General features: G+C 69.3%; 14 protein-coding genes. 8 read left to right on the top strand and 6 right to left on the bottom strand.

Features of this window, described 5'->3' with window-relative positions:
• The first annotated feature begins 257 nt into the window (after positions 1-257).
• Positions 258-1,967, top strand: a complete 1,710-nt coding sequence (locus GBZ48_RS20500; protein WP_343049610.1) for a caspase family protein — start codon at positions 258-260, stop codon at positions 1,965-1,967.
• Positions 1,968-2,010: 43 nt separating this feature from the next.
• Here the strand turns inward: GBZ48_RS20500 and GBZ48_RS20495 are convergent, their stop codons facing one another.
• Positions 2,011-4,464, bottom strand: a complete 2,454-nt coding sequence (locus tag GBZ48_RS20495; RefSeq protein ID WP_174472697.1) for an ankyrin repeat domain-containing protein — start codon at positions 4,462-4,464, stop codon at positions 2,011-2,013.
• A 218-nt stretch (positions 4,465-4,682) separates the two neighbouring features.
• Here GBZ48_RS20495 and GBZ48_RS20490 point away from each other — a divergent pair, with 218 nt between their 5' ends.
• The gene (locus GBZ48_RS20490; RefSeq protein ID WP_174472696.1) at positions 4,683-5,573 is read left to right on the top strand and encodes an ROK family protein; all 891 of its coding nucleotides are present in this window, start codon (positions 4,683-4,685) and stop codon (positions 5,571-5,573) included.
• 207 nt (positions 5,574-5,780) lie between these two features.
• Positions 5,781-6,020 (top strand): hypothetical protein, encoded by a 240-nt coding sequence (locus GBZ48_RS20485; protein ID WP_246307340.1) that lies wholly within the window; start codon positions 5,781-5,783, stop codon positions 6,018-6,020.
• Between the two features lie 115 nt (positions 6,021-6,135).
• Here the strand turns inward: GBZ48_RS20485 and GBZ48_RS20480 are convergent, their stop codons facing one another.
• The gene (locus GBZ48_RS20480) at positions 6,136-6,441 is read right to left on the bottom strand and encodes a hypothetical protein (RefSeq protein WP_174472694.1); all 306 of its coding nucleotides are present in this window, start codon (positions 6,439-6,441) and stop codon (positions 6,136-6,138) included.
• Positions 6,442-6,893: 452 nt separating this feature from the next.
• Here GBZ48_RS20480 and otsB point away from each other — a divergent pair, with 452 nt between their 5' ends.
• Positions 6,894-7,694, top strand: a complete 801-nt coding sequence (gene otsB / locus GBZ48_RS20475) for a trehalose-phosphatase (RefSeq protein ID WP_174472693.1) — start codon at positions 6,894-6,896, stop codon at positions 7,692-7,694.
• A 99-nt stretch (positions 7,695-7,793) separates the two neighbouring features.
• Positions 7,794-8,030, top strand: a complete 237-nt coding sequence (locus GBZ48_RS20470) for a hypothetical protein (protein WP_109450004.1) — start codon at positions 7,794-7,796, stop codon at positions 8,028-8,030.
• 25 nt (positions 8,031-8,055) lie between these two features.
• Here GBZ48_RS20470 and GBZ48_RS20465 read toward each other — a convergent pair whose 3' ends face one another.
• Complete coding sequence (locus GBZ48_RS20465; protein ID WP_174472692.1) at positions 8,056-8,382, bottom strand: peptidoglycan-binding domain-containing protein; 327 nt, start codon at positions 8,380-8,382, stop codon at positions 8,056-8,058.
• A 156-nt stretch (positions 8,383-8,538) separates the two neighbouring features.
• Positions 8,539-9,670 (bottom strand): peptide chain release factor 2 gene (prfB, locus tag GBZ48_RS20460; protein ID WP_174472691.1). Its coding sequence is split into 2 segments (ribosomal slippage): positions 8,539-9,600 and positions 9,602-9,670, totalling 1,131 coding nucleotides; the frame shifts between segments, so codons are not numbered across the junction.
• Between the two features lie 384 nt (positions 9,671-10,054).
• On the opposite strand from prfB, the gene GBZ48_RS20455 reads away from it, so the two are divergent.
• Both GBZ48_RS20455 and GBZ48_RS20450 read left to right on the top strand, forming a co-directional pair.
• Positions 10,055-11,491 (top strand): MBOAT family O-acyltransferase, encoded by a 1,437-nt coding sequence (locus GBZ48_RS20455; protein ID WP_174472690.1) that lies wholly within the window; start codon positions 10,055-10,057, stop codon positions 11,489-11,491.
• Between the two features lie 18 nt (positions 11,492-11,509).
• Positions 11,510-12,634, top strand: coding sequence for an SGNH/GDSL hydrolase family protein (locus GBZ48_RS20450; RefSeq protein WP_174472689.1), 1,125 nt, complete (start codon positions 11,510-11,512; stop codon positions 12,632-12,634).
• Between the two features lie 71 nt (positions 12,635-12,705).
• Here the strand turns inward: GBZ48_RS20450 and GBZ48_RS20445 are convergent, their stop codons facing one another.
• Both GBZ48_RS20445 and GBZ48_RS20440 read right to left on the bottom strand, forming a co-directional pair.
• The gene (locus GBZ48_RS20445) at positions 12,706-15,246 is read right to left on the bottom strand and encodes a penicillin-binding protein 1A (protein WP_174472688.1); all 2,541 of its coding nucleotides are present in this window, start codon (positions 15,244-15,246) and stop codon (positions 12,706-12,708) included.
• Positions 15,247-15,462: 216 nt separating this feature from the next.
• On the bottom strand, positions 15,463-16,962 hold the full coding sequence (locus GBZ48_RS20440) for an N-acetylmuramoyl-L-alanine amidase (RefSeq protein WP_174472687.1): 1,500 nt from the start codon (positions 16,960-16,962) through the stop codon (positions 15,463-15,465).
• A 715-nt stretch (positions 16,963-17,677) separates the two neighbouring features.
• Here GBZ48_RS20440 and GBZ48_RS20435 point away from each other — a divergent pair.
• Positions 17,678-20,674: an Rne/Rng family ribonuclease gene (locus GBZ48_RS20435; protein ID WP_174472686.1), complete on the top strand. Its 2,997-nt coding sequence runs from the start codon at positions 17,678-17,680 to the stop codon at positions 20,672-20,674.
• The last annotated feature ends 84 nt before the right edge of the window (positions 20,675-20,758 follow it).

The following is a 20,758-nucleotide window of genomic DNA, read 5'->3' as shown; positions in this document are numbered from 1 at the left end:
CGATACATCGCCGGAACTGCCGCCGCCGCCGGAGGTGTGGCGCGTGCGCCAGAGCCGCCCCAGACCTACCTCGCCCACGCGGGGTAACGCCGGCACAGTCCGACGCTCCGAATGAGCGGCGCTCCCGACTGACGGAAAAGGCTATGCTCCCCGCGGCGGTACGCTTCCCGGCAACGGGCGGCGCCCAGGGTCATGTCCTTGGGGTCATGCCCATTGCCATGGCAAGAGGCTGCCGCGATTACGAAGGATGGAACGCCGTGACGAAGACCGCACTCCCGACCGCAAGCCATGCAGACCGCCGCCCGGCCGGCCGGTGGAGGCGCCGGCTCGAGGCGACCGTCCTGACGGCTGCACTGCTGGCCGCCCTGCCCTTCGGCGGTATGCAGGCGGGCGGCGCCCAGGCGGAGACCGGCAAGCGCGTGGCGCTGGTCATCGACAACGGCCGCTACATCGCGCTCGACGGCCGGTCCGATCAGGCGGCCGCCAACGCCTCGGCCATGGCGTCGGCCTTGCGCAGCGCCGGCTTTTCGGTGACGCGGGCCGACAATGTCGGACGGGTCGCCATGGAATCGGCGCTGGAGCGTTTCCGCGAGGCGCTGTCGGGGGCCGACCTTGGTTTCGTCTATTACACCGGCCTCGCCGTCGGGTTGGGGGAGCGGGAGTTTCTGCTGCCCGCCGATGCCGCCCCCACCGGAGCGGACGACCTGCCGCGCAACGCCCTCGACCTCGACAGCGTGCTGAGCGACCTGCGCGACAGCGGGCGCAAATCCATCGTGGTGATCGATCCCGGCGTCGCAGAGGCGCTGGCCCAGCGGGTCGGTGGCGGTGCGCTGGGCACGCCGATGGAGGCCGACGGCCTGTTCGTCGTCTATGCCCACCGTCCGGGCGTGCCGCCGGTGCCGCCGAAGTCGGGCAAGGGACCCGATGCCTTCACTGCCGCGCTGGCGCGCGAGATGGTCAGGCCCGGCGTCGCCTTCCGCGATTCGCTGGCCGAGGTCGCGCGTTCGGTCGCCGAACGCAGCGACGGCCGGCAGTTGCCCTGGCTCCAGGATAGGCTGGGCAGCACTCTGGTGCTGGTGCCAGCCGTCGCCGCCGCCCCTGCCAAACCACCGGCCACCCCGCCAGCCACGCCTCCGGCAGGGGCCGCGCCTTCCGCTACCGCTCCGGCGAAGGAACCGCCGGCGGTGACCGGTTCCAGCCTTCCGCCCGGCAATTATGAGATGGCGAAGCCGGGCGTCCTGTTCGACCGGCCGGCGGTCGGCGCCCGCGGTGTCGCCCAGTTGGCGGCGGGCAGTGCCGTGACGGTGCTGGAGGCGGTGCCGGAAGGAAGCTGGCTGCGCGTGCGCGACTTGGCCGGGCGAACCGGCTATCTCACCGCAGGGGCGTTGTCAGCCCGTTGGGCCGACCCGTCGCCGCAGGCTGCCCGTGGCCGTGGCCCGGTGGAAGCCGGACCATCCTTCGGCGATCCCGGTATAGAGCAAGGCGGCGAGCCGCCTGCCGCGGGCACATCCGACCCGGTCCTGACCGGGCAGCGCAGCTTCTCAACCCCGGACGGCCCGGCGGTGGAGGCGGAGCAGCAGGCGATGCGCGCGCTGGGCGATGCCCGCACCGCGGCGGAGCGGGCGCGCAGCCGCCCCGACAGCCGGTACTGGAGCTACGGCTTTTCTGGTGGCGACCGCTATGAAGGCGGCTGGGCACAGCCCTCGTCGAATTCGGGAAGCAACACAGCACTGGGCCGCCCAATCCGCCAGGGAACCGGCGTCTACCATTTCGCCAACGGCCAGACCTATGAAGGGGAATGGTCGGGCGACCTGATGTCCGGCTTCGGCGTGATGACTTTCAACGACGGCAGCCGCTTCGCCGGACGGTTCCGCAACGGCCAGCCGGACGGCCCCGGCATCTTCCACTACGCCAATGGCGGACAGAGCGCCGGGATGTGGCGCGGCTCCGTCCGCCTCGACCAGTAGACGCTACCGGGGGGATCCGCCGGTAGAATCAACGCGGCTTCGATCAGCGCGGCTTCAGGGCCTCCACCACCTGCACATGCCCCTGCAATGCGCCCAGCGTCAGGGCGGAGTTGCCGTTGGCATCCATGCGGTAGGGGTTCGCCCCGCTGTCGAGCAGCAGCTTCGCGACCGCCTCGTGCCCGTTGTTGGCGGCGTACATCAGCGCCGACCAGCCATAGGCGGTGGTGCGGTCGACCATCACCCCGTGCTGGATCAGCGTGCGCGCCACCTCCTGGTGGCCGCGGGCGGCGGCTGCCATCAGCGCGGTCTTGCCATCGCTGTTGGTGGTGTCGAGGTCGGCACCGCCGCTGGCCAGCGCCCGGACCACCCCGTCATGCCCGCCCCAGGCGGCATACATCACCGCGGTGGCGCCATCGGAGGTGCGCAGGTCGGTGCGGGCGTGGCGGTCGAGCAGCACGCGCACCGCGTCGGCAAGGCCCTGTTCGGCGGCGATCATCAGCAGGGTCTTGCCGTTGTCCAGCCGCGTGTCGGCACTGGCGCCCGCCTGGAGCGTGCGCGACAGCTCTGCCGGATTGCGCAACAGGGCCAGAACCGACTCGCGGTCGCCCAGCCCCGGCGTTGCGTTCACTGGCGCCGCGGAGCTTCCGGGCGCGGTGCCGCCAGCATTGCCGATAGCGGTCCCGGTGGCGGGGCCGACGGAGGGGCCGCTATAGACGCGCTGTTCGCTCGCGGCACGGATGCGCTCGGCCAGATCGGGGCTTTCCGGCGAGATCATCTGCGCCCGCTCGTAGAAGCGCTTCGTCTCCGACCAGTCGCCGTCCCGTTCGGCCAGCATCGCCCAGCGGCGATAGGTGTCCGTCATGGTGGTCACCAGTTCCGCCGCCTCCGGCGACGACGGCGCGATCTGACGGATGCGCTGCACCGTCTCATAGGCGTTGTCGCCCGGCGGGGTGGTCAGACGCTTGCCAGCGATCTGGCGGCGGGCCTGATCGACCATCGTCCGCACGCGCTGGGCGGTATCGGCATCCGGAACGGCAGCCTGGGGAGCAGGAGGAACCGCGGCGGTCGTCGACGGGTCTTCCAGCGGCGGCAGCGAGGCGACGCCCGGCGCCGCTTCCGTGTTGCCGGTCGCGGAGGTCTTGGCGGCGGATTGCTGCGCCTGGGCCGGCGGCAACGCCGCGGTTTCAATCGGAGCCGCCGCTGTCGGCACAGTCGTCGAGGCAGGCGTCGCCGGCTTCGACACCGTCTGGGTACCGGCGGGCGGCGCGGCGGGCAGCGCCTGAGCAGTTGTCTGCGTAGTCGGGGCCGTAGGTGCGGTGGAAGGAGTGACCGCGGGTGACACTCTCATTTCGGGAGCGGGGGCGACCGGCACGGTGACGGCATGCTGCTGCTCGGCCGGTGCTGCGGCCCCGGTCAGTCCCTGCACGGTCCGTTCGACCGCCTCGCGCGCCTTGGCCCAGCTCTCCTCGACCATGGCCAGGGCACGGTCGGGGAAGGCGCCCGGCATGGCGGTGGCAATGGCAGCACCGGCGGCCCCCAGCAGGACCAGCGTGGTCAGGGCCGCCCCGGCGTAGAGCGCGGTCCGCCGCGGCGCCCGCATGGCACCGGCCTGACCGCCGTCCGGCGACCAGCCCTGGCCCTCTGCGCCGGCCATCGGACCAGCAGTCGGCCCGGCGTCGCGGTCGGTCCAGCTCTGGTCGCCCTGCCAGCGCTCCTCCTGCGGCAGGTGTTCCCGGCGCTGCCCCACCGACCAATCGTTCGCCGGCGGAATCGCGGCGGATTGCACCGGCACCTGCTGCGGTTGGGGCTGGGGCGGTACCGCCAGCATCGGCCCAGGATGGGGTGCTGGCCGGGGCACGGGCTGAGGCGCCGGAGCAGGCTCCCGCACATCGTCGACGAAGCCGCCGCCCGCCGCCATCCGGTAGATCACGCCCATGTCGCGCAACTCGTCGCTCAGACCGGCGCGCGCCAATGTGCCTTCCAGTTCGGGCGTGCCGCAGAGCAGCACCTGCATGAAGCGGCCGGCCGGCGTCTCCGCCCGCGTCAGATCGACCAGATCGGCCAGCACCGGCGGCGCCAGCACGGCGGCGTTGTCCACCGCCAGCAGCCCCGATCCGGCAAGCTCCAGCCGCTCTTCCAGCGCCGCGATCAGCACGTCGAAATCGGTCTCGCCGTCCTCCCCCGGAACCAGATCGGGCAGGGCGCCGGTGCCGGCGGCGGCGACCAGATCCTCCACCTCCGATCCGACCGACGCCGCGACCGGCAGCGCCATGGCACCGTCGGCCTCGACATGCTCGACCAGTTGGCGGAACAAGGCGGGACGGCCCGAGCCGGCGTCGCCCACCAGCACCAGCAGCCTTTTGCGCGCCAGGAAGGCGAGCACCAGTCCATCGCGAATCTCGGCCGCCGTGACACCGGCGGACTCGGAAACGGGATCGTGGTGGCCCGGAGCGGCGCGCCGGGCGCGCGAGGAATGTTTCGGGGCAGAACGGTCCATGGACATCTCAAGACGCCGATCAGTGAAGGATGCGCTGATGAGACTCTAGTGATGCGCCCCCCAAGCCCCGACGGAGCAAAGGGCGGTTGCCCCCTCTCTTCCGGGGTGGGTGGATTGACCCTTCCGGCACGAAAGCAACCCTGGTCCGCCGGACGGGGGAGGGGTATAGGGTTGCCGCCGAAATTCGGTCATATTCCACCATCCGGACAGCGACAGTCATGCGAGTCGGAATCGATTTGGGCGGCACCAAGATCGCCGCCGTGGCGCTGGACCGCGACGGGACGGAACTGGCCCGCCACCGCCGTCCGACCCCCCGCGGCTATGACGCCACGCTGGACGCCCTGGCGGAGACGGTGAACGCCCTCGACCCGGCTGGAACCGGCGGTATCGGCATCAGCCTTCCCGGTCTGGTCGACGCCACGGCCGGACGGGTGCGCGCGGTCAATTTGCCCTGGCTGGAGGGCCATAGCTTCGTCGCGGACGCCACGCGGCGGCTCGGGCGGCCGGTGCGGATCGCCAACGATGCCAACTGCTTCACCCTGTCGGAGGCGACCGATGGGGCAGCTGCCGGAAGCGGAGCCGTGGTGTTCGGCGTCATCCTCGGCACCGGGGTCGGCGGCGGCATCGTCGTGGATGGCCGCATCCTGCCCGGCGCCACCGGGCTGGCCGGCGAATGGGGCCATGCGCCGCTGCCCTGGCGCGAGGAGGCGGACGGCCCGCCGGTGCCCTGCGGCTGCGGCCGGATGGGCTGCCTGGAAACCATGCTGTGCGGGGCCGGGCTGTCGCGCCTGCACTGCCATCTGACCGGTGAGACGCTAAACCCGCCGGAGATCGCCGCCCGCGCCCAGGCCGGGGATGCCGCCGCGGCCGGAACGCTGGCCCGGCATGCCGATGCTCTGGCCCGCGCGCTGGCGCCGGTGCTGAACCTGCTGGATCCCGACATGGTGGTGGTCGGTGGCGGCCTGTCCGCCCTGCCCGGCCTGTGCGAGGCGGTGATGCGGCGCTGGGGCGCCTGGACGCTGGCCGCCGATCCGCGCACCCGGATGGCCGTCGCCCGCCATGGTGCGGAAAGCGGCATGCGCGGTGCCGCCCGCCTGTGGCCGGACTGACCGTCGCCCCGGCCCCGGCACCACTTTCGAGACAGCAGCCGCAACCAGCGGTCACGGGTGGCACGGGACTTGCGCATTCTCCGCTCAGACCGAACGGGGGATATGCCCATGATGCGGAAGAAATTGGGGACGCGAGCCACGGGCAGCAGCGTTCATTTGCATTTTGCAAACCGGAACGCGACGCGGGCCGGAAAACCGGCTGCGCGTTTGCATTCTGCAAATGATCCCGGCGCAAGCGCTCAGCAGGCCGGCCTGGGCACCGGCCTCCATCTGGAGCATGCCTGTGCGCGTCTGCAGGACGCGGCGGTCGAACTGGAGACGGTTCTGGCGACCCTGCCCGGCGACGAGCAGGCCGACCTGCACGAGGCCATCGGCTCGATCATGGAGACGTTGCAACTGATCGCGTCGGCCCATGCCCGGCTGGAACCGCCCATCGCCGCCGACTGACGCGCCGTCCGGCCGATTGGTGGCATGGAATTGGCGACATGGAAAAAGGGCGGCCCGATGGGACCGCCCTTTCCGTTCGCCTGACCGTCGGATGCCGGTTCGGTCGGCAATGCGCTCAGTCGGTGATGGTCTGCCAGAAGAAGAATGCGACGGCGAGAACCATGATGGCGATGTCCATGGGAACGGCTCCTGTGGATGACGGCGGATAGGCGTTTCGCTTCGATCTATACGACAGTTCGCCCGCCGGCGGCAGTGCCTCCGTTCCCCCTGCGGCGGTTTTTCGCTCCCCTGCCCGCTCCGCACGAAAAAATCCGCGGGGCGCATGCTGGCCAACGATGCCGACAAACTTGGGGACGCGACCTTCCTGCTGGCATCCGCCGCCCGGCGGCCCGGACCGAAGAGCCGGAAAATCGTGCTTCATCTATTTGTAAACAAAAGGAGTTTTGAATTCGCCGGCCCCGCGCCGCTGCGATGGCCCCGCCCGGCTCTCGCGCCGACCTGCCGGCTCCAGACCGGAAGATCGCAGCGCTATGACTTTTGTCAGGGGTTGCCTTCCCAGGGGGCTTTCTGGCAAGAAAAAGGCCGCTGGAAACAGCGGCCTTGAGTTTAGGGAGGAAACGCCCAAGAAGGGCGAAGCAGCAATCGCTTGCTGCACTGCAACAGTACCAGAAGCAGGGGGCGCTGCAACCCCCAAAGCCGGCCCCTGCGTGGGGCCGCAGCTTTTGGAGGGGTCTGTTGCGCATCGGCCACAGCCGGGTCATTCCTTTTTCCGAAACGGAAGCCAGTCCCGCAGTCCGGCCGTTACACCAACGCGGCTTTCCGGCATCGGTCGGCCGCCGCATTCCGACCGGCAGCGGCGCTGAGGACCCAGCCTTGACCCTCCTTCCCCCCTCCGCCTTGGCGGAATTCGATGCCTTCACCGCATCCCTGGACGGCCGCACCCCTGCGCTGTTCCTCGACTATGATGGAACGCTGGCCGCCATCGCCCCGCGTCCCGAGCTGGCGGTGATGCCCGACGAGGCGCGCACGGTGGTGAAGCGGCTGTCGGCGCTCTGCCCGGTCGCCTTCGTCAGCGGCCGTGACCTGGACGATCTGACCGCGATGGTGGCGGTGGATGGCTTGGTCTATGCCGGCAGCCACGGCTTCGACCTGCGCGGTCCCGACCTGCGCCGGCAGGTTGGGGTGGAGTATGTCCCCGATCTCGACATCGCCGACGCCAATCTGCGCGACCGGCTCGGCGGCATTGCCGGCGCGCTGGTGGAGCGCAAGCGCTTCGCCATCGCCATCCACACCCGTCAGGTCGCGCCACCGGAGAAGCCCCGGGTCGCCGACGCCGTCCGCGCGGTGGTGGAGGCCCAGCCGCGCCTGCGCATGACCGGCGGCAAGGAACTGTTCGAGCTTCGCCCCAACCTGCCCTGGGACAAGGGCCGCGCCGTGCTCGCCCTGCTGGAGGCGCTGGGGCTGGAGGGGGACGGCACCATGCCGATCTATCTCGGCGACGACGAAACCGACGAGGATGCCTTCCAGGCCCTGGCAAGCCGGGGAGACGGCGGCGGGATCGGCATCCGGGTGATGGACGGCCCTGCGGAAACGGCGGCGACCTGGAGCCTGCACGACCCGGCGGAGGCCGCGGCCTTCCTGGGACGGCTGGCCGACTGGCTGGCGCAGGGGTGACGGCGGACAGTTGACGGTCTGGGGGAGCGCCTCCCCCATTCACCAACCCTAAACCCCCGCCGCCTTATGCTGACCGCTCAACCATCCGGACAGCGCGCCATGGACATCGGATCGGCTACCACCGCCACGCCCTACCGGCCGCAGGCCAGCGCCGTCGACGGCCTTCAGGACGCGCAGGCGCGCACCGAAGCGGCGTCGGAACAGATCGCCGCCGGCAACCTGGACCCCGCCGTGGTGCTGGACCTGACCTCGGCCCAGGTGGATTTCGCCGCGAACGCCAAGGTGCTCCAGGCGACGCAGGAAAACAGCCGGCGCCTGCTCGACATGCTGGCCTGACCTTGGCCTGAGCCCTGCCGACGGATCAGCGCGGCTTGTTGGGGCCGTAGATCTTGGGCTGGCTGAAGTTCAGGTGGTCGAGAAGACCCTGGGTGGCACAGCCGTCCACCGGCAGCTTGGCCGCGCGCTGGTAGGAGCGGATCGCCGTGCGGGTGCGCGACCCCATCTGGCCATCGACCGAACCGGCGTTGAAGCCATGCTCGTTCAAGGCCTCCTGGGCGCCGGAGATAAAGGCCCGGCGCATCTCGTCGGGCAGATTGTCCGTTTCGCAGGCGGCAAAGGCCGGGGTCGCCAGCAGCATGGCACCGCACAGCACGGCACCACTCAGGGCCGGAATAAGACGTCTGTTCATGGATCGGTCGCTCCGCATCGTTGGAGTAGCAGCCTGTTGAAACAGCCGAGCCTCACCTTCCATTCCATAAAAGGCCATTCCGGTCCGGCCATCCCGAAAACGCACCGAATCGAAAAGGGCGGCCGCAAGCGACCGCCCTTTTTCCGTTCCGACCGGTCAGCCCCCGGCGGCGTGCGCGTCGTCGCTCTGCCCCTTGATCCGGGAGGCGAGTGCGGCCTCCAGGAAGGGATCGAGCGCTCCGTCCAGCACCGCCTGGCTCTGCGAGGTTTCCACCTCCGTCCGCAAATCCTTCACCATCTGGTAGGGGTGCAGGACATAGGAACGGATCTGGTGGCCCCAGCCGATGTCGGTCTTGGTGGCTTCCAGCGCGGCGGCGGCATCCTCGCGGATCTTCAGCTCACGCTCGTACAGGCGGGCACGCAGCATGTCCCACGCCTTGGCGCGGTTCTTGTGCTGTGACCGTTCCTGCTGGCAGCTCACCACGATGTTCGTCGGGAGGTGCGTGATGCGCACCGCCGAGTCGGTCTTGTTGATGTGCTGTCCGCCGGCGCCCGACGCCCGGTAGGTGTCGATGCGGCAGTCCTTCTCGTTGATCTCGATGTCGATCTTGTCGTCGATCACCGGGGAAATCGAGACGGCCGAGAAGCTGGTCTGGCGCCGCGCCTGGCTGTCGAACGGGCTGATGCGCACCAGACGGTGCACGCCGGCCTCGGTCTTCAGCCAGCCATAGGCGTTGTGGCCCTTGATCTGAACGGTCGCGGACTTGATGCCGGCCTCTTCACCCGGCGTCTCGTCCAACCATTCCGTCTTGTAGCCGTGCTGTTCCGCCCAGCGGGTGTACATGCGCATCAGCATCAGCGCCCAGTCCTGGGCCTCCGTGCCGCCGGCGCCGGCATTCACCTCGACGAAGCAGTCGTTGGCATCGGCCTCGCCCGACAGCAGGCTTTCGATCTGAAGCTTGTTGGCGCGGTCGCGCAGGCCGTAGAGCTGAGCCTCCGCATCGGCGACGACGGTGGCATCCCCCTCCGCCTCGCCCATCTCGATCAGTTCCAGGCTGTCGGACAGGTCGCGCTCCAGCGAGCGATAGCCGGCAACGGAGGTGTCGAGCTGGGTACGCTCGCGCATGATGGTCTGGGCCCGCGTCGGATCGTCCCAAAGCTTGGGATCCTCGGCGAGGTTGTTCAGTTCGTCGAGACGCCGCAGTGCATTGTCCCAGTCAAAGATGCCTCCTCAGCAGCGCCAGCGATTCTCTGATCTCGCCGGCGGCCGCTTCGATCTCGGCCCGCATGGCGGTGCCTCCTCGTCAGCCAGAGTTGAAAGGTTTGTCGGCTGCATATGTAGCCGCTCGCCCCCCGCCTTGCACCCCCTTAATGAGCAGGGCCGCCCCGGACCGCACCGCCGCACCGGGACGGCTTGCCACTTTCGAATATGGCCGAGCCCCTGCTTGGAGGTCCTAGCCGTTTGGAATCATCGGACAGGTTCATTTCAGAGTACGTCCCATATCCGGCCGCACAACCCTACCGCGGCAGCCGGGATTCCCCGAAATCGAGCTTATCTTCTGCGTCGTTCTTCACCTTTCTTGCGCGATCTCGCCGGGCATCCCTTGCGCGATACCGCGCAGGGCATTCCTTGCGCGAACGCCTGGACGCGCGACACCTCTGCCGGGGGCACGATGAGCTTCACCAGCCTGAATTTCCTGCTGTTCATCACCGTGTTCAGCGCCGGCTTCATGGCGCTGGCCCGCACGCGCGCCTTCACGCCCTTCCTGCTGGTGGCCAGCTATATCTTCTACGGCTATTGGGATTACCGGTTCTGCGGGCTGCTGGCGCTCAGCACCTTCATCGATTTCTATTGCGGGTTGAAGATCGCCGACTCGCCCGACCGCAGCACGAAGAAGATGTACCTGTTCATCAGCCTGGGCGCCAACCTGGGCATGCTGTTCTTCTTCAAATACTACAATTTCTTCGCCGACAGCGCCGAGATCGCGCTGGCCTCGCTGGGGGTGGAGATCGGACGGCGGACGCTGGACATCCTGCTGCCGGTCGGCATCTCCTTCTACACCTTCCAGAATCTCAGCTACGGCATCGACCTCTACACCGGCGAGGTGAAGGAGCCGGAGCGCTCGCTGATGCGCTACGCCACCTTCGTCGCCTTCTTCCCGCAGCTGGTGGCCGGCCCGATCGTGAGGGCGCGCGACCTGTTGCCGCAAATCCAGCAGCGCCCGCGCGAGATCCCGTTCGAGGAACGCTTCGCCGGGCTGGAAAAGGTGATCTGGGGCTATTTCCTGAAGATCGGGCTGGCCGACAACGCCGCTGTGGTGGTCGACGCCCGCTTCCATCAGCCGGAGTTCTTCAACGCGCTCCAGCATGTGATCGGGCTGGTCTGCTTCTCCCTGCAGATCTACGGCGACTTCGCCGGCTATTCGCTGATCGCCATCGGGCTGGCGCAGATCTTCGGCTACACCATGTGCGAGAATTTCGCCCGTCCCTACTTCGCCACCGGCATGCGCGATTTCTGGCGGCGCTGGCACATCTCGCTGTCCACCTGGTTCCGCGACTATCTCTATGTGCCGATGGGCGGCAGCCGGACGCGCTGGCTGCGCATCCGCAACGTCGTCATCACCATGCTGATCTCCGGCCTGTGGCACGGCGCCAACTGGACCTTCGTGCTGTGGGGCGCGCTGCATGGCGGCCTGATGCTGGTGGAGGACGGCGTGCGCCGGCTGGCCGCCGCCAGCCCGGTGCGCCTCAGCGGCCCGATGCTGGCCGCCGGGCGGCTGGTGATGATCGGCTTGGTCTTCATCGTGGTGACGCTCACCTGGCTGCCCTTCCGCGCCGACAACCTGCAAACCGTCTGGACCATCCTCGGCATCATCGGCCATGGCGATTTCGGCCTCCAGCAGGGCAACCAGCAGGCCAGCACGCTGATCCGCGTCGCCGTCGCCGGCCTGATCGTGCTGATGGTTGACATGATGGTCGAGCGCGGCGCCGGCCGCCGCTATGCCGGAACCAATGTGATCGCACGCTCGATGGCCTGCTCGGCCCTGATCCTGGTGATGCTGCTGTTCGGCAGCTTCGCCAACCACGCCTTCATCTACTTCCAGTTCTGATCGGACGGAGACCTCCCCATGTACCGCCTTCTGGCTTGCATCGCGCTGATCCTCGCCACCGTCACCGCGATGGACCGGGTTCTGGCCTCGGCGCTGGGCGATCTGCTGCTGCGCTCCAGCGATCGCTTCATGACGGTCTACCGCCCGTTCGAGGCGGAGGCGCAGCCCGCCATCGGCCCAGGGACCAATCCGGGCGCCCAGCCGGGTGCCAAGCCCGGCATCAAGCCGCCCGCCGGCCAGGAGGAGCAGCCGAACGCCCTGTTGGTGAAGGCCGCCCTGACGACGCAGCCGCGGCCGGCCAACGGTCCGGCGACCGGCCCCGCCGCCAAGCCGGCCAGCGGCCCGGCCGACGTGCTGGTGCTCGGCAACTCGCGGGCGGACAATCACTTCCCGGTCTCCGCACTTCAGGACATGACCTGCGGCCGGGCGCTGAACCTCGGCATGGGTGGGGCGCCGACCGTCCTGTCGGCCCTGCTGTGGGACGATTACGTCGAGCGGCACGGCGCGCCTCGCCTGCTGGTGCTGGAGCCGACCGGCCTGGTCGACAACCCGCACGATCTGGCCGACCTGCCGCTGCTGGCCTACTACTCGCCGCGGATCGACGCCTTCGTCCGTCAGGAAAACCAGGAGCTGTGGATGGCCAACCACGCCTTCAACCTGATGACCTTCAACAACAACCAGACCATGCGGCTGATCGCCGGGCTGGTGAAGCCCGCCGCCGACCGCACCCTGGTGGGCGCCATCCCGGACCCGATGAAGGCGCAGCTCGCCGCCGCACCGGAGGAGATGATGACCGCCGACGCCGCCAACTGGCAGGCGCTGGACCACATCATCGCCAGCGCCCAGGCGCAGGGCACCCGGGTGGCGGTGGTCATCACCCCCTATTTCCCGACCTATGCCGGCAAGCTGAAGAATTTCGACGCCTTCTTCGCCGACCTGAAGGGCCGCCTGCCCGCCGGCGTCACCGTGATCGACGCCCGCCGCGCGGTGGACAAGGACGAGCTGTTCATGGACGCCCTGCATGTCAACGAGGACGGCGTGCGCGCGATGTTCGCGGCGATGGAACCCGACCTGCGCCCGCTCGGCAGCTGCCCGGTCGATGCAATGGCGTCGCTGTCGGGAACCGGAAACACGACGCACTGATCGCCTGAATATCGCAGCTGTGGCGAATGAAAAAGGGGCGCCCGCGGTGGGCGCCCCTTTCTCTTTTCGGCTCAGTACAGCCCGCCGGTTCCCAGCGTCGCCGCGGCGGGCGGGGCCGGTATGCCCGGCTGCTGGGCCCCGAAGCCGGCAGCGTTCGGGTCGCCACCCATCATGGCGCCGGCACCTTGCGAAGACCCGTCCAACACCACCTGCGGCTGGTCGGGGTTGGGCTCGGTGCCCGGCAGGAAGGCTTCCCAGATGGCGCGGCTGTCGCCGAACTGGGCCAGCTGGCCGTTGGCCGGGTTGACGCGGACGAGGCGCAGGCCGGGCGGCACGCGGAACGGCGTCGCCGGCTTGTCCTTCAGCGCCACCTGCATGACCTCCTTGAACACCGGGACGGCGGCGGAGCCGCCGGTCTCGTGGCCGCCCAGCGAGCGCGGCTGGTCGAAGCCGATGTAGGTGCCGACCACCAGATCGGGCGAGAAGCCCATGAACCAGGCGTCGTGGCTGTCGTTGGTGGTGCCGGTCTTGCCGGCCAGCGGCTTGCCCAGCGACTTCAGCGCCGCCGCGGTGCCGCGCTGGACCACGCCTTCCAGGATCGAGACGATCTGGTAGGTGGTGCGCGGGTCGTTCACCTGCTCGCGGGTGTCGGGAACGGCGGGCACCGCCATGCCATCCTTCCAGCTGACGTTGGTGCAGCCCTCGCACGCGCGGTTGTCGTGGCGGAAGACGGTCTTGCCGTTGCGGTCCTGCACGCGGTCGATGAAGGTCGGCACCACCCGCTTGCCGCCATTGTCCAGCATGGCGTAGGCGGTGGCGAGCCGCAGGACCGTCGTTTCGCCGGCGCCCAGCGACATCGGCAGGTAGGGCTGGAGGTTGTCGACGATGCCGAACTTCTCGACCAGCGCCTTGACCTTGTCCATGCCGATCTGCTGGGCGAGGCGGACGGTCATGACGTTGCGCGACTTCTCGATGCCAACGCGCAGCGGGGTCGGACCGTAGAATTCGTGGCTGTAGTTCTCAGGCCGCCAGACCGGCTGCCCGCCGCCCGGATCGAAGGAGAAGGGCGCGTCCATCACCAGCGACGACGGGGTGAAGCCCTGATTCAGCGCCGTCAGGTAGACGAAGGGCTTGAAGGACGAACCGGGCTGGCGCAGCGCCTGGGTGGCGCGGTTGAACACGCTCATCGCCGGGGAGAAGCCGCCGACCATCGCCAGCACGCGGCCGGTGTGCGGGTCGAGCGCCACGAGACCGCCCTGCACCTGCGGGATCTGGCGCAGGCCGTAGCTGCCCGGCGGCAGTTCCTTGGCGGCGGATTTGTCGTTCTTCTTGGCCGGCTTCTCGTCCTCGTCCTTGGCCGGCGGGCCGCTCACCGCCTCGACCAGCAGGATGTCGCCCAGCTTGGCCACGTCCGACGGCTTGCGGATCGCCGGTCCGGCGACGTCGCCGTCCTTGGAGGCACGAGCCCAGCGGAGTTCGGACAGCGGGATGCGGCCGCGGGTGCCGTCGGCCACCCCGATGTCCAGCCCGTCCGCCTGATCGTCCTTCAGCACGACCGCCAGCTTCCAGCCCTCGGACCCCGCGGGCGGCGACATGGCAGCCAGCTTCTTCGGCCAGTTGTCGAAATTCTCCATCTTGGCGACCGGGCCGCGCCAGCCATGGCGGCGGTCGTAGGCGATCAGCCCGTCGCGCAGCGACTTGGTGGCGGTGGCCTGCAGCACCGGGTCCATCGAGGCGCGAACCGACAGCCCGCCCTCGTACAGCGCCTGCTCGCCATAGAGCTTCACCAGCTCGCGCCGGATTTCCTCGGCGAAATATTCGGAGGTCACCACCTCCTGCTCGTCGCGCTTGCGGGTGACCAGCGGGCGCCCCTGGGCGGCCTTCGCCTCCTCCGGCGTGATGTAGCCGTCTTCCGCCATGCGGCCGATCACCCAGTTGCGGCGGGCGACGGCGGCGTCATGCTGGCGGTCAGGGTTGTAGTTGGACGGTGCCTTGGGCAGGGCCGCCAGGAAGGCGACCTCCTCGATGCTCAGCTCGTCCAACGCCTTGTTGAAATAGTTCAGCGCCGCCGCCGCCACGCCGTAGGAACGGTTGCCCAGGAAGATCTCGTTCAGGTACAGCTCGATGATGCGGTCCTTGGTGAAGGCCCGCTCGATGCGGACCGCCAGGATCGCTTCCTTGATCTTGCGGGCGAACGACACCTCGTTGGTCAGCAGCATGTTCTTGGCGACCTGCTGCGTGATCGTGCTGGCGCCCACCGGCCGACGCTCGCGGCCGAAATTCTCGATGTTGGTCAGGATCGCGCGCAGGATGCCGATGGGGTCGACGCCCTGGTGACCATAGAAATTCTTGTCCTCGGCCGCCATGAAGGCGTTCATCACCTGCCGCGGCATGGCGTCGATCGGCACGAAGATGCGCCGCTCCGAGGCGAATTCGGCCATCAGGCGCCCGTCGCCGGCATAGATGCGCGTGGTCACCGGCGGCTCGTAGTTGGCCAGCTTGGTGTAGTCGGGCAGGTCGTGGTCGTAATGCTCGAACAGGAAGACCAGCCCCCCGGCGCCGGCAAGAACCAGCATCACAAAGGCCATCAGCAAGGACAGAAGTAGGCGCATGACCAATCCCGCAAGAAACGACGAAGAGCGTGGCTGAAGCCCGCCCCTTTCCGGGTTGGGACCGCGAGCCATGCCTGACAGGGCGGCGCATCCTACACCGCCGCGCCGCGAAGCGCCGCCCCCGTTCCCGTCATGTCAGGAAAATGTGACGCGCAGAGGGCGCGAACAAGAAATCGCCGGCGCAGAAGGGGTAAGCCGCCCCCCCGCTGCCGCGTCTCAGCTGCGCTGCGAGCCGTGCAGCCAGCGGAAATAGCTGTCGATGGTCCGGGCCAGCGACTTGCCCAGCCGCTCGCGGTGCGCGCCGGAGGTCAGCAGGCCGACATCCTGCCGGTTCGACAGATACCCCATCTCGATCAGCGCCGACGGCACGTCGGGCGCGGTCAGCACGGCGAAGCCGGCCTGCCGGTGCGGCCGGCTGGAGATCAGCGGCACGTCGCGCCCCAGGTTCTGCAGAGCCAGCGTCGCGAAGCGCTTGGAATGGTTCATCGTGTCGCGCTGGGCCAGATCGATCAGGATGTTGGCAACCAGCTGGTTCTCGCCCGAAAGGTCGAGACCGACCAAGGCGTCGGCCTTGTTCTCCTTGGCGGCCAGCATTTCCGCCTCGCGGTCGGACGCCTTGTCGGACAGGGTGTAGATCGACAGGCCGCGCATATCGCCGCTGCTGATGCTGTCGGCATGCAGCGAGATGAACAGGTCGGCCCCGGCCTCCCGCCCGATGGCGACCCGGTCGCGCAGGCGGATGAACACGTCGCTGTCGCGGGTCAGCTTCACCCGGTAGCGGCCGGTCGCCTCCAGCTGGCGCTTCACCTCCTTGGCGGTGGCGAGCGTGATGTCCTTCTCATAGATGCCGCCGACGCCGATGGCGCCGGGGTCCTGGCCGCCATGGCCGGGATCGAGCACGATCAGCGGCTTTTCCGCCACCGTCGGCGGCTTGTTGTCCGGCAGCGGCGGAGCGACGGGCAGAGCGGCCGGGATCAGCTGGGCCGGCGGGATCGGCGGCAGCGGGGCGAAGGGCGGCGGTGCCGGAACCGTGCTGGCGGGATCGGCGGCGGGCGGCGAAGGTTGCGGGGCCGGAACCGGCGCCGGAACCGCCATCGCCGACGAGACGATGGACGACATCGTCAGCTGTCCCTTGCCGCCGACCTCCTTCGCGTCCTTGCCGGCCGCGGCGAGTTGACGGAATTCGGCCGGAGTCGCCTTTTCCAGGTCGAGGACAAGGCGCGGCTGGTGGCCGTCGCGCGCCGGGATCATGTAGCCCTCGCGCAGCCGGGCGGGACCGACCGTCTCGAAGGTCAGCCGCGTGCCGCGCGGACCTCCGGCATGGTGGTAACGCGCGACCACCCCCTTGCCCTCCACCGGCAGCGACCCGCCGGGCCAGATCAGGTCGGGCAGATCGACGACGATGCGGTAGGGATCGGTGGCGACCGACACGGTGAAGGATACCGGGTCGCTCAGCTCCAGCACGAAGCGGGTCTTGTCCGGATGGATGCCCAGCCGGGCATCGACCACCGCCGTGCGCGGCGGTGCCGACGGCAGGGCCGCCGTGGTCTGCGCCGTCGCCGGCCCGGCCGTCATCCCGGCCGACCCGAAGCCGAGCAGCACCAGCGCCAGCACAAGCACCCCGAGGACACGGGCAACCGATCTCCGCGGCGAACGGGCGGAACGCGGCTGGCGGTCGGATGCGGCGGGTGTCGGCAGGCTGGGCGGCCGTGGCATCAAATCTCCTCGGCGGCAGAGGGTGTGCGGCGATGGGCAAGCAGCGCGAGCGGGCGCCGGATGACCAGCTATAGCCCAGCCAATTCAACGCTCTCAACGCGGATCGTCAGATCCCGAGTCAATTCCGGCCGGGGGTGCCGTTCCTGCAACAGTGAACAGGACGGCGGCCTCGGCGCGGCCGGACCGTCCCCCGGACGGGCTGCCCCGGTGGAAGGTGGCAGCCCGGCTTCCCCGCGACGAACTTGTTCGCCGAATCGGCGCATTTCCGCGTTGTGCAAGAGGGATCGCTTGTCTATGGTATCTTTGCGACAGACCGCAATTCGCCAGACCAGGGTCGGACTCCCAAGGTGAGCGCCGATTCGCTGATCCCCGGACATCGATCCCATCGAGCCGAAGGTCAGCCGATCGCCGGTCACGGGGCTTACCCAAGGGGCTGCGGCGTCGCCCTCGACACCGCCTGTCCGGCCATCCGCGCCGGAGGGACGTCGCGGGGTGGCGCGTTCGGATTGGCGGTGAGAGGACGAAACCTCGAAGCTGGCTGTGGCCGCAAGGCGGCAGCCCGGCGCGTGTCGACCGGGCCGTCCTGGCTGCTCTCGTCAGCGCCGTTCGGCGGTTCCGGTCCGTCGTGCCGTATGCTTCGCCCACAACAGACGCTGCGTCCAGGCGGCCCGACCGGTCGCGCGGGTTCCCTGGGTCGCGCCGTTGAGGATCGTATATGGCCAAGCGCATGCTGGTGGACGCCACGCACCCGGAAGAAACCCGGGTCGCCGTGGTCAATGGCAACCGGCTGGAGGAACTCGACTTCGAGATCGCCAGCCGCAAGCAGCTGAAGGGCAACATCTACCTGGCGAAGGTGACGCGGGTCGAGCCTTCGCTCCAGGCGGCCTTCGTGGAGTATGGCGGGAACCGCCACGGCTTCCTCGCCTTCTCCGAAATCCATCCCGACTATTACCGCATTCCGATGGCCGACCGCGAGGCCCTGCTGGCCGAGGAACGCCGGCTGGAGGAGCAGGCGGAAGCCCGGGCCGAGGCCGCCGCCGACGGCGCCGTGATGGCCGAGCCGATCCGCCCCGAGCAGGTGGTCGAGGAATGGTCGCCGATGCCCTCCCCCATCGCGCCCGAGGCGTCCGATGAGGAAGACGGCGAAGACAACGGCGAAGACGCCGAGGCCGGCGACGAGCAGGCCGCCCCGACCGAGGGCGCCGCTCCCGACACGCTCGGCGGCGACGAGGACGAGGAGGCGGAAACCCAGCGCCGCCGTTCGCGCCCGCTGCGCTCCTACAAGATCCAGGAAGTGGTGAAGCGCCGGCAGGTCATGCTGGTGCAGGTGACGAAGGAGGAGCGCGGCAACAAGGGTGCGGCGCTGACCACCTACCTGTCGCTGCCCGGCCGTTACTGCGTCCTGATGCCCAACACCGGCCGTGGCGGCGGGATTTCCCGCAAGATCACCAACCCGGCCGACCGCAAGCGCCTGAAGGAAATCCTGTCGGATCTCGACATTCCCGACGGCATGGCGGTGATCCTGCGCACCGCCGGGCTGGAGCGCTCCAAGCCCGAGATCAAGCGCGACCTGGAATATCTCCTGCGCCTGTGGGACGACATCCGCGAACAGACGCTGAAGTCGTCGGCGCCCTGCCTCATCTATGAAGAGGCGAACCTGATCAAGCGGTCGATCCGCGACCTCTATTCCAACGACATCGACGAGATCTGGGTCGAGGGCGAGGCCGGCTTCCGCACGGCGCGCGAGTTCATGGACATGCTGATGCCGGGTCACTCCCAGCGCGTCCAGCTGTACCGCGACAGCCAGATCCCGCTGTTCCACCGCTATCAGGTGGAAACGCAGATCGACGCCATCCACAGCCCGGTGGTTCAGCTGCGCTCCGGCGGCTACATCGTCATCAACCCGACCGAGGCGCTGGTCTCCATCGACGTCAACTCCGGCAAATCGACCCGCGAGCGCAACATCGAGGAAACCGCCTACAAGACCAACCTGGAGGCCGCCGACGAGGTGGCGCGCCAGCTGCGCCTGCGCGATCTGGCCGGCCTGATCGTCATCGACTTCATCGACATGGAGGAGCCGCGGAACAACGCCGCCGTCGAGCGCCGCATGAAGGAGGCGATGAAGAACGACCGGGCGCGCATCCAGCTCGGCCGCATCTCCGCCTTCGGCCTGTTGGAGCTGTCGCGCCAGCGTCTGCGTCCGTCGCTGCTGGAGACCAACTTCGAGCGCTGCCCGCACTGCTCGGGCACCGGCGTCGTCCGGTCGGTCGAATCCGCCTCGCTGCACGTCCTGCGCGCCATCGAGGAAGAAGGCATCCGCAAGCGCTCGGCCGAGATCACCATCTTCGTCCCGACCTCCATCGCGCTGTACATCCTCAACCAGAAGCGCGGTGAACTGGCCAAGATCGAAGAGCGTCACGCCTTCAGCGTGATGGTCCAGGCCGACGACGGGCTGATCGCCCCGGATCACCGTCTGGAACGCAACAAGGCCCGTCTGCCCGACGAGGACGCTCCGCTGGTCAGCGCCGACCGCGTGATGGCCGAGACCGACCGCGCGCTCGCCGCCGAGCCGGTCGAGGCGGTGGAAGAGCCGGAAGCCGAGACCGAGGCCGTCCAGGTCGAGGAGACCGGCGAGCGCGCCGAAGCCAACGGCGAGGGCAATGGCGAGGATCGTCGCCGTCGCCGCCGCCGCCGCCGCGGCCGTGGCCGTGACCGCGACGAAGGCCGGACCGACGGCGACAGCGCCGAGGGCGATGCCGAGACGGACGAGGGCGATCAGGAGGCCGGCCAGGACGCCGATGAGAGCGTTCTGCCGGTTGCCGCCGAAGCCATCCCCGGTGCCGCCATCTCCGAACCTGCGGCCGACTCCGCCGACGCCGACGCTGAAGGCGACGACGAGGATGAGGATGACGGCGAGGACGAGACCGGTGCCGATGCCGGCGAGCGCAACGGCGATGGCCGCAAGAAGCGCCGCCGCGGCAAGCGCGGTGGCCGTCGCCGGTCGCGCCGCGAAGGTGCGGAAGGCCTGGAGGGCGGCGAGGACGCCGCCGGCCAGCAGCCCGCCGCCGCTCCGGCTCAGGACGCTCCGGCCCGGATGGCGCCGGCTCCGGCCGAGGCGAGCGATCTCGACTGGATCCTGGCCGGCGAAGCCGCTCCGGCAGTCGAGGAGGCTCCGGTTCCGGTGACCGCCCCGGCCGCGGCTCAGGCCGAGACCGCCGCCAAGGCGCCCGCCAGGAAGGCGTCGCGCAAGCGCAAGGCCGCCGCCGAGGCTCCGGTCGAAGCCGCCCCTGCGGCTGCTCCGGCGGTCGTCGCCGAAGCTCCGGCCAAGGGCCGCAAGCGCAAGGGCGCTGCCCCGGTCGAGGCGCCGGTTGAAGCGGTTGCCGAAACCGCGCCGAAGAAGGCGTCGCGCAAGCGCAAGGCCGCCGCCGAGGCTCCGGTCGAAGCCGCCCCTGCGGCTGCTCCGGCGGTCGTCGCCGAAGCTCCGGCCAAGGGCCGCAAGCGCAAGGCCGCCGCTGCGGTCGAGGCGCCGGTGGAGACCGTTGCCGAAGCCGCGCCGGCCAAGAAGGCGTCGCGCAAGCGCAAGGCCGCCGCCGAGGCCCCGGCCGAAGCGGCCGCTACGCCCGCGGCCGCCACGCCGGCCCCGGCTCCCGAGCCGGCTGCGGCTGACACCGATGCCGATGCCAAGCCGCGCCGCGGCTGGTGGAAGCGGTAAGCCCGACGGCCCAACCGGGACCTCTGGAACGGGAAAAGGCGCCGCAAGGCGCCTTTTCCTTTTCCCGGACGTTATCACCCCTGC

This window comes from Azospirillum melinis, from assembly GCF_013340935.1.
Classification (GTDB): domain Bacteria; phylum Pseudomonadota; class Alphaproteobacteria; order Azospirillales; family Azospirillaceae; genus Azospirillum; species Azospirillum melinis.
The sequence above is the reverse complement of the archived record's forward strand: the minus strand, read 5'-3'. Positions and strand labels throughout refer to the sequence as shown.

Excerpts from the sequence above, each read along its gene's own strand:
- GBZ48_RS20495 (WP_174472697.1), bottom strand. The coding sequence starts at position 4,464 with ATGGACCGTTCTGCCCCGAAACATTCCTCGCGCGCCCGGCGCGCCGCT.
- GBZ48_RS20490 (WP_174472696.1), top strand. The coding sequence starts at position 4,683 with ATGCGAGTCGGAATCGATTTGGGCGGCACCAAGATCGCCGCCGTGGCG.
- GBZ48_RS20480 (WP_174472694.1), bottom strand. The coding sequence starts at position 6,441 with ATGAAGCACGATTTTCCGGCTCTTCGGTCCGGGCCGCCGGGCGGCGGA.
- GBZ48_RS20470 (WP_109450004.1), top strand. The coding sequence starts at position 7,794 with ATGGACATCGGATCGGCTACCACCGCCACGCCCTACCGGCCGCAGGCC.
- GBZ48_RS20465 (WP_174472692.1), bottom strand. The coding sequence starts at position 8,382 with ATGAACAGACGTCTTATTCCGGCCCTGAGTGGTGCCGTGCTGTGCGGT.
- GBZ48_RS20455 (WP_174472690.1), top strand. The coding sequence starts at position 10,055 with ATGAGCTTCACCAGCCTGAATTTCCTGCTGTTCATCACCGTGTTCAGC.
- GBZ48_RS20450 (WP_174472689.1), top strand. The coding sequence starts at position 11,510 with ATGTACCGCCTTCTGGCTTGCATCGCGCTGATCCTCGCCACCGTCACC.
- GBZ48_RS20445 (WP_174472688.1), bottom strand. The coding sequence starts at position 15,246 with ATGCGCCTACTTCTGTCCTTGCTGATGGCCTTTGTGATGCTGGTTCTT.
- GBZ48_RS20440 (WP_174472687.1), bottom strand. The coding sequence starts at position 16,962 with ATGCCACGGCCGCCCAGCCTGCCGACACCCGCCGCATCCGACCGCCAG.
- GBZ48_RS20435 (WP_174472686.1), top strand. The coding sequence starts at position 17,678 with ATGGCCAAGCGCATGCTGGTGGACGCCACGCACCCGGAAGAAACCCGG.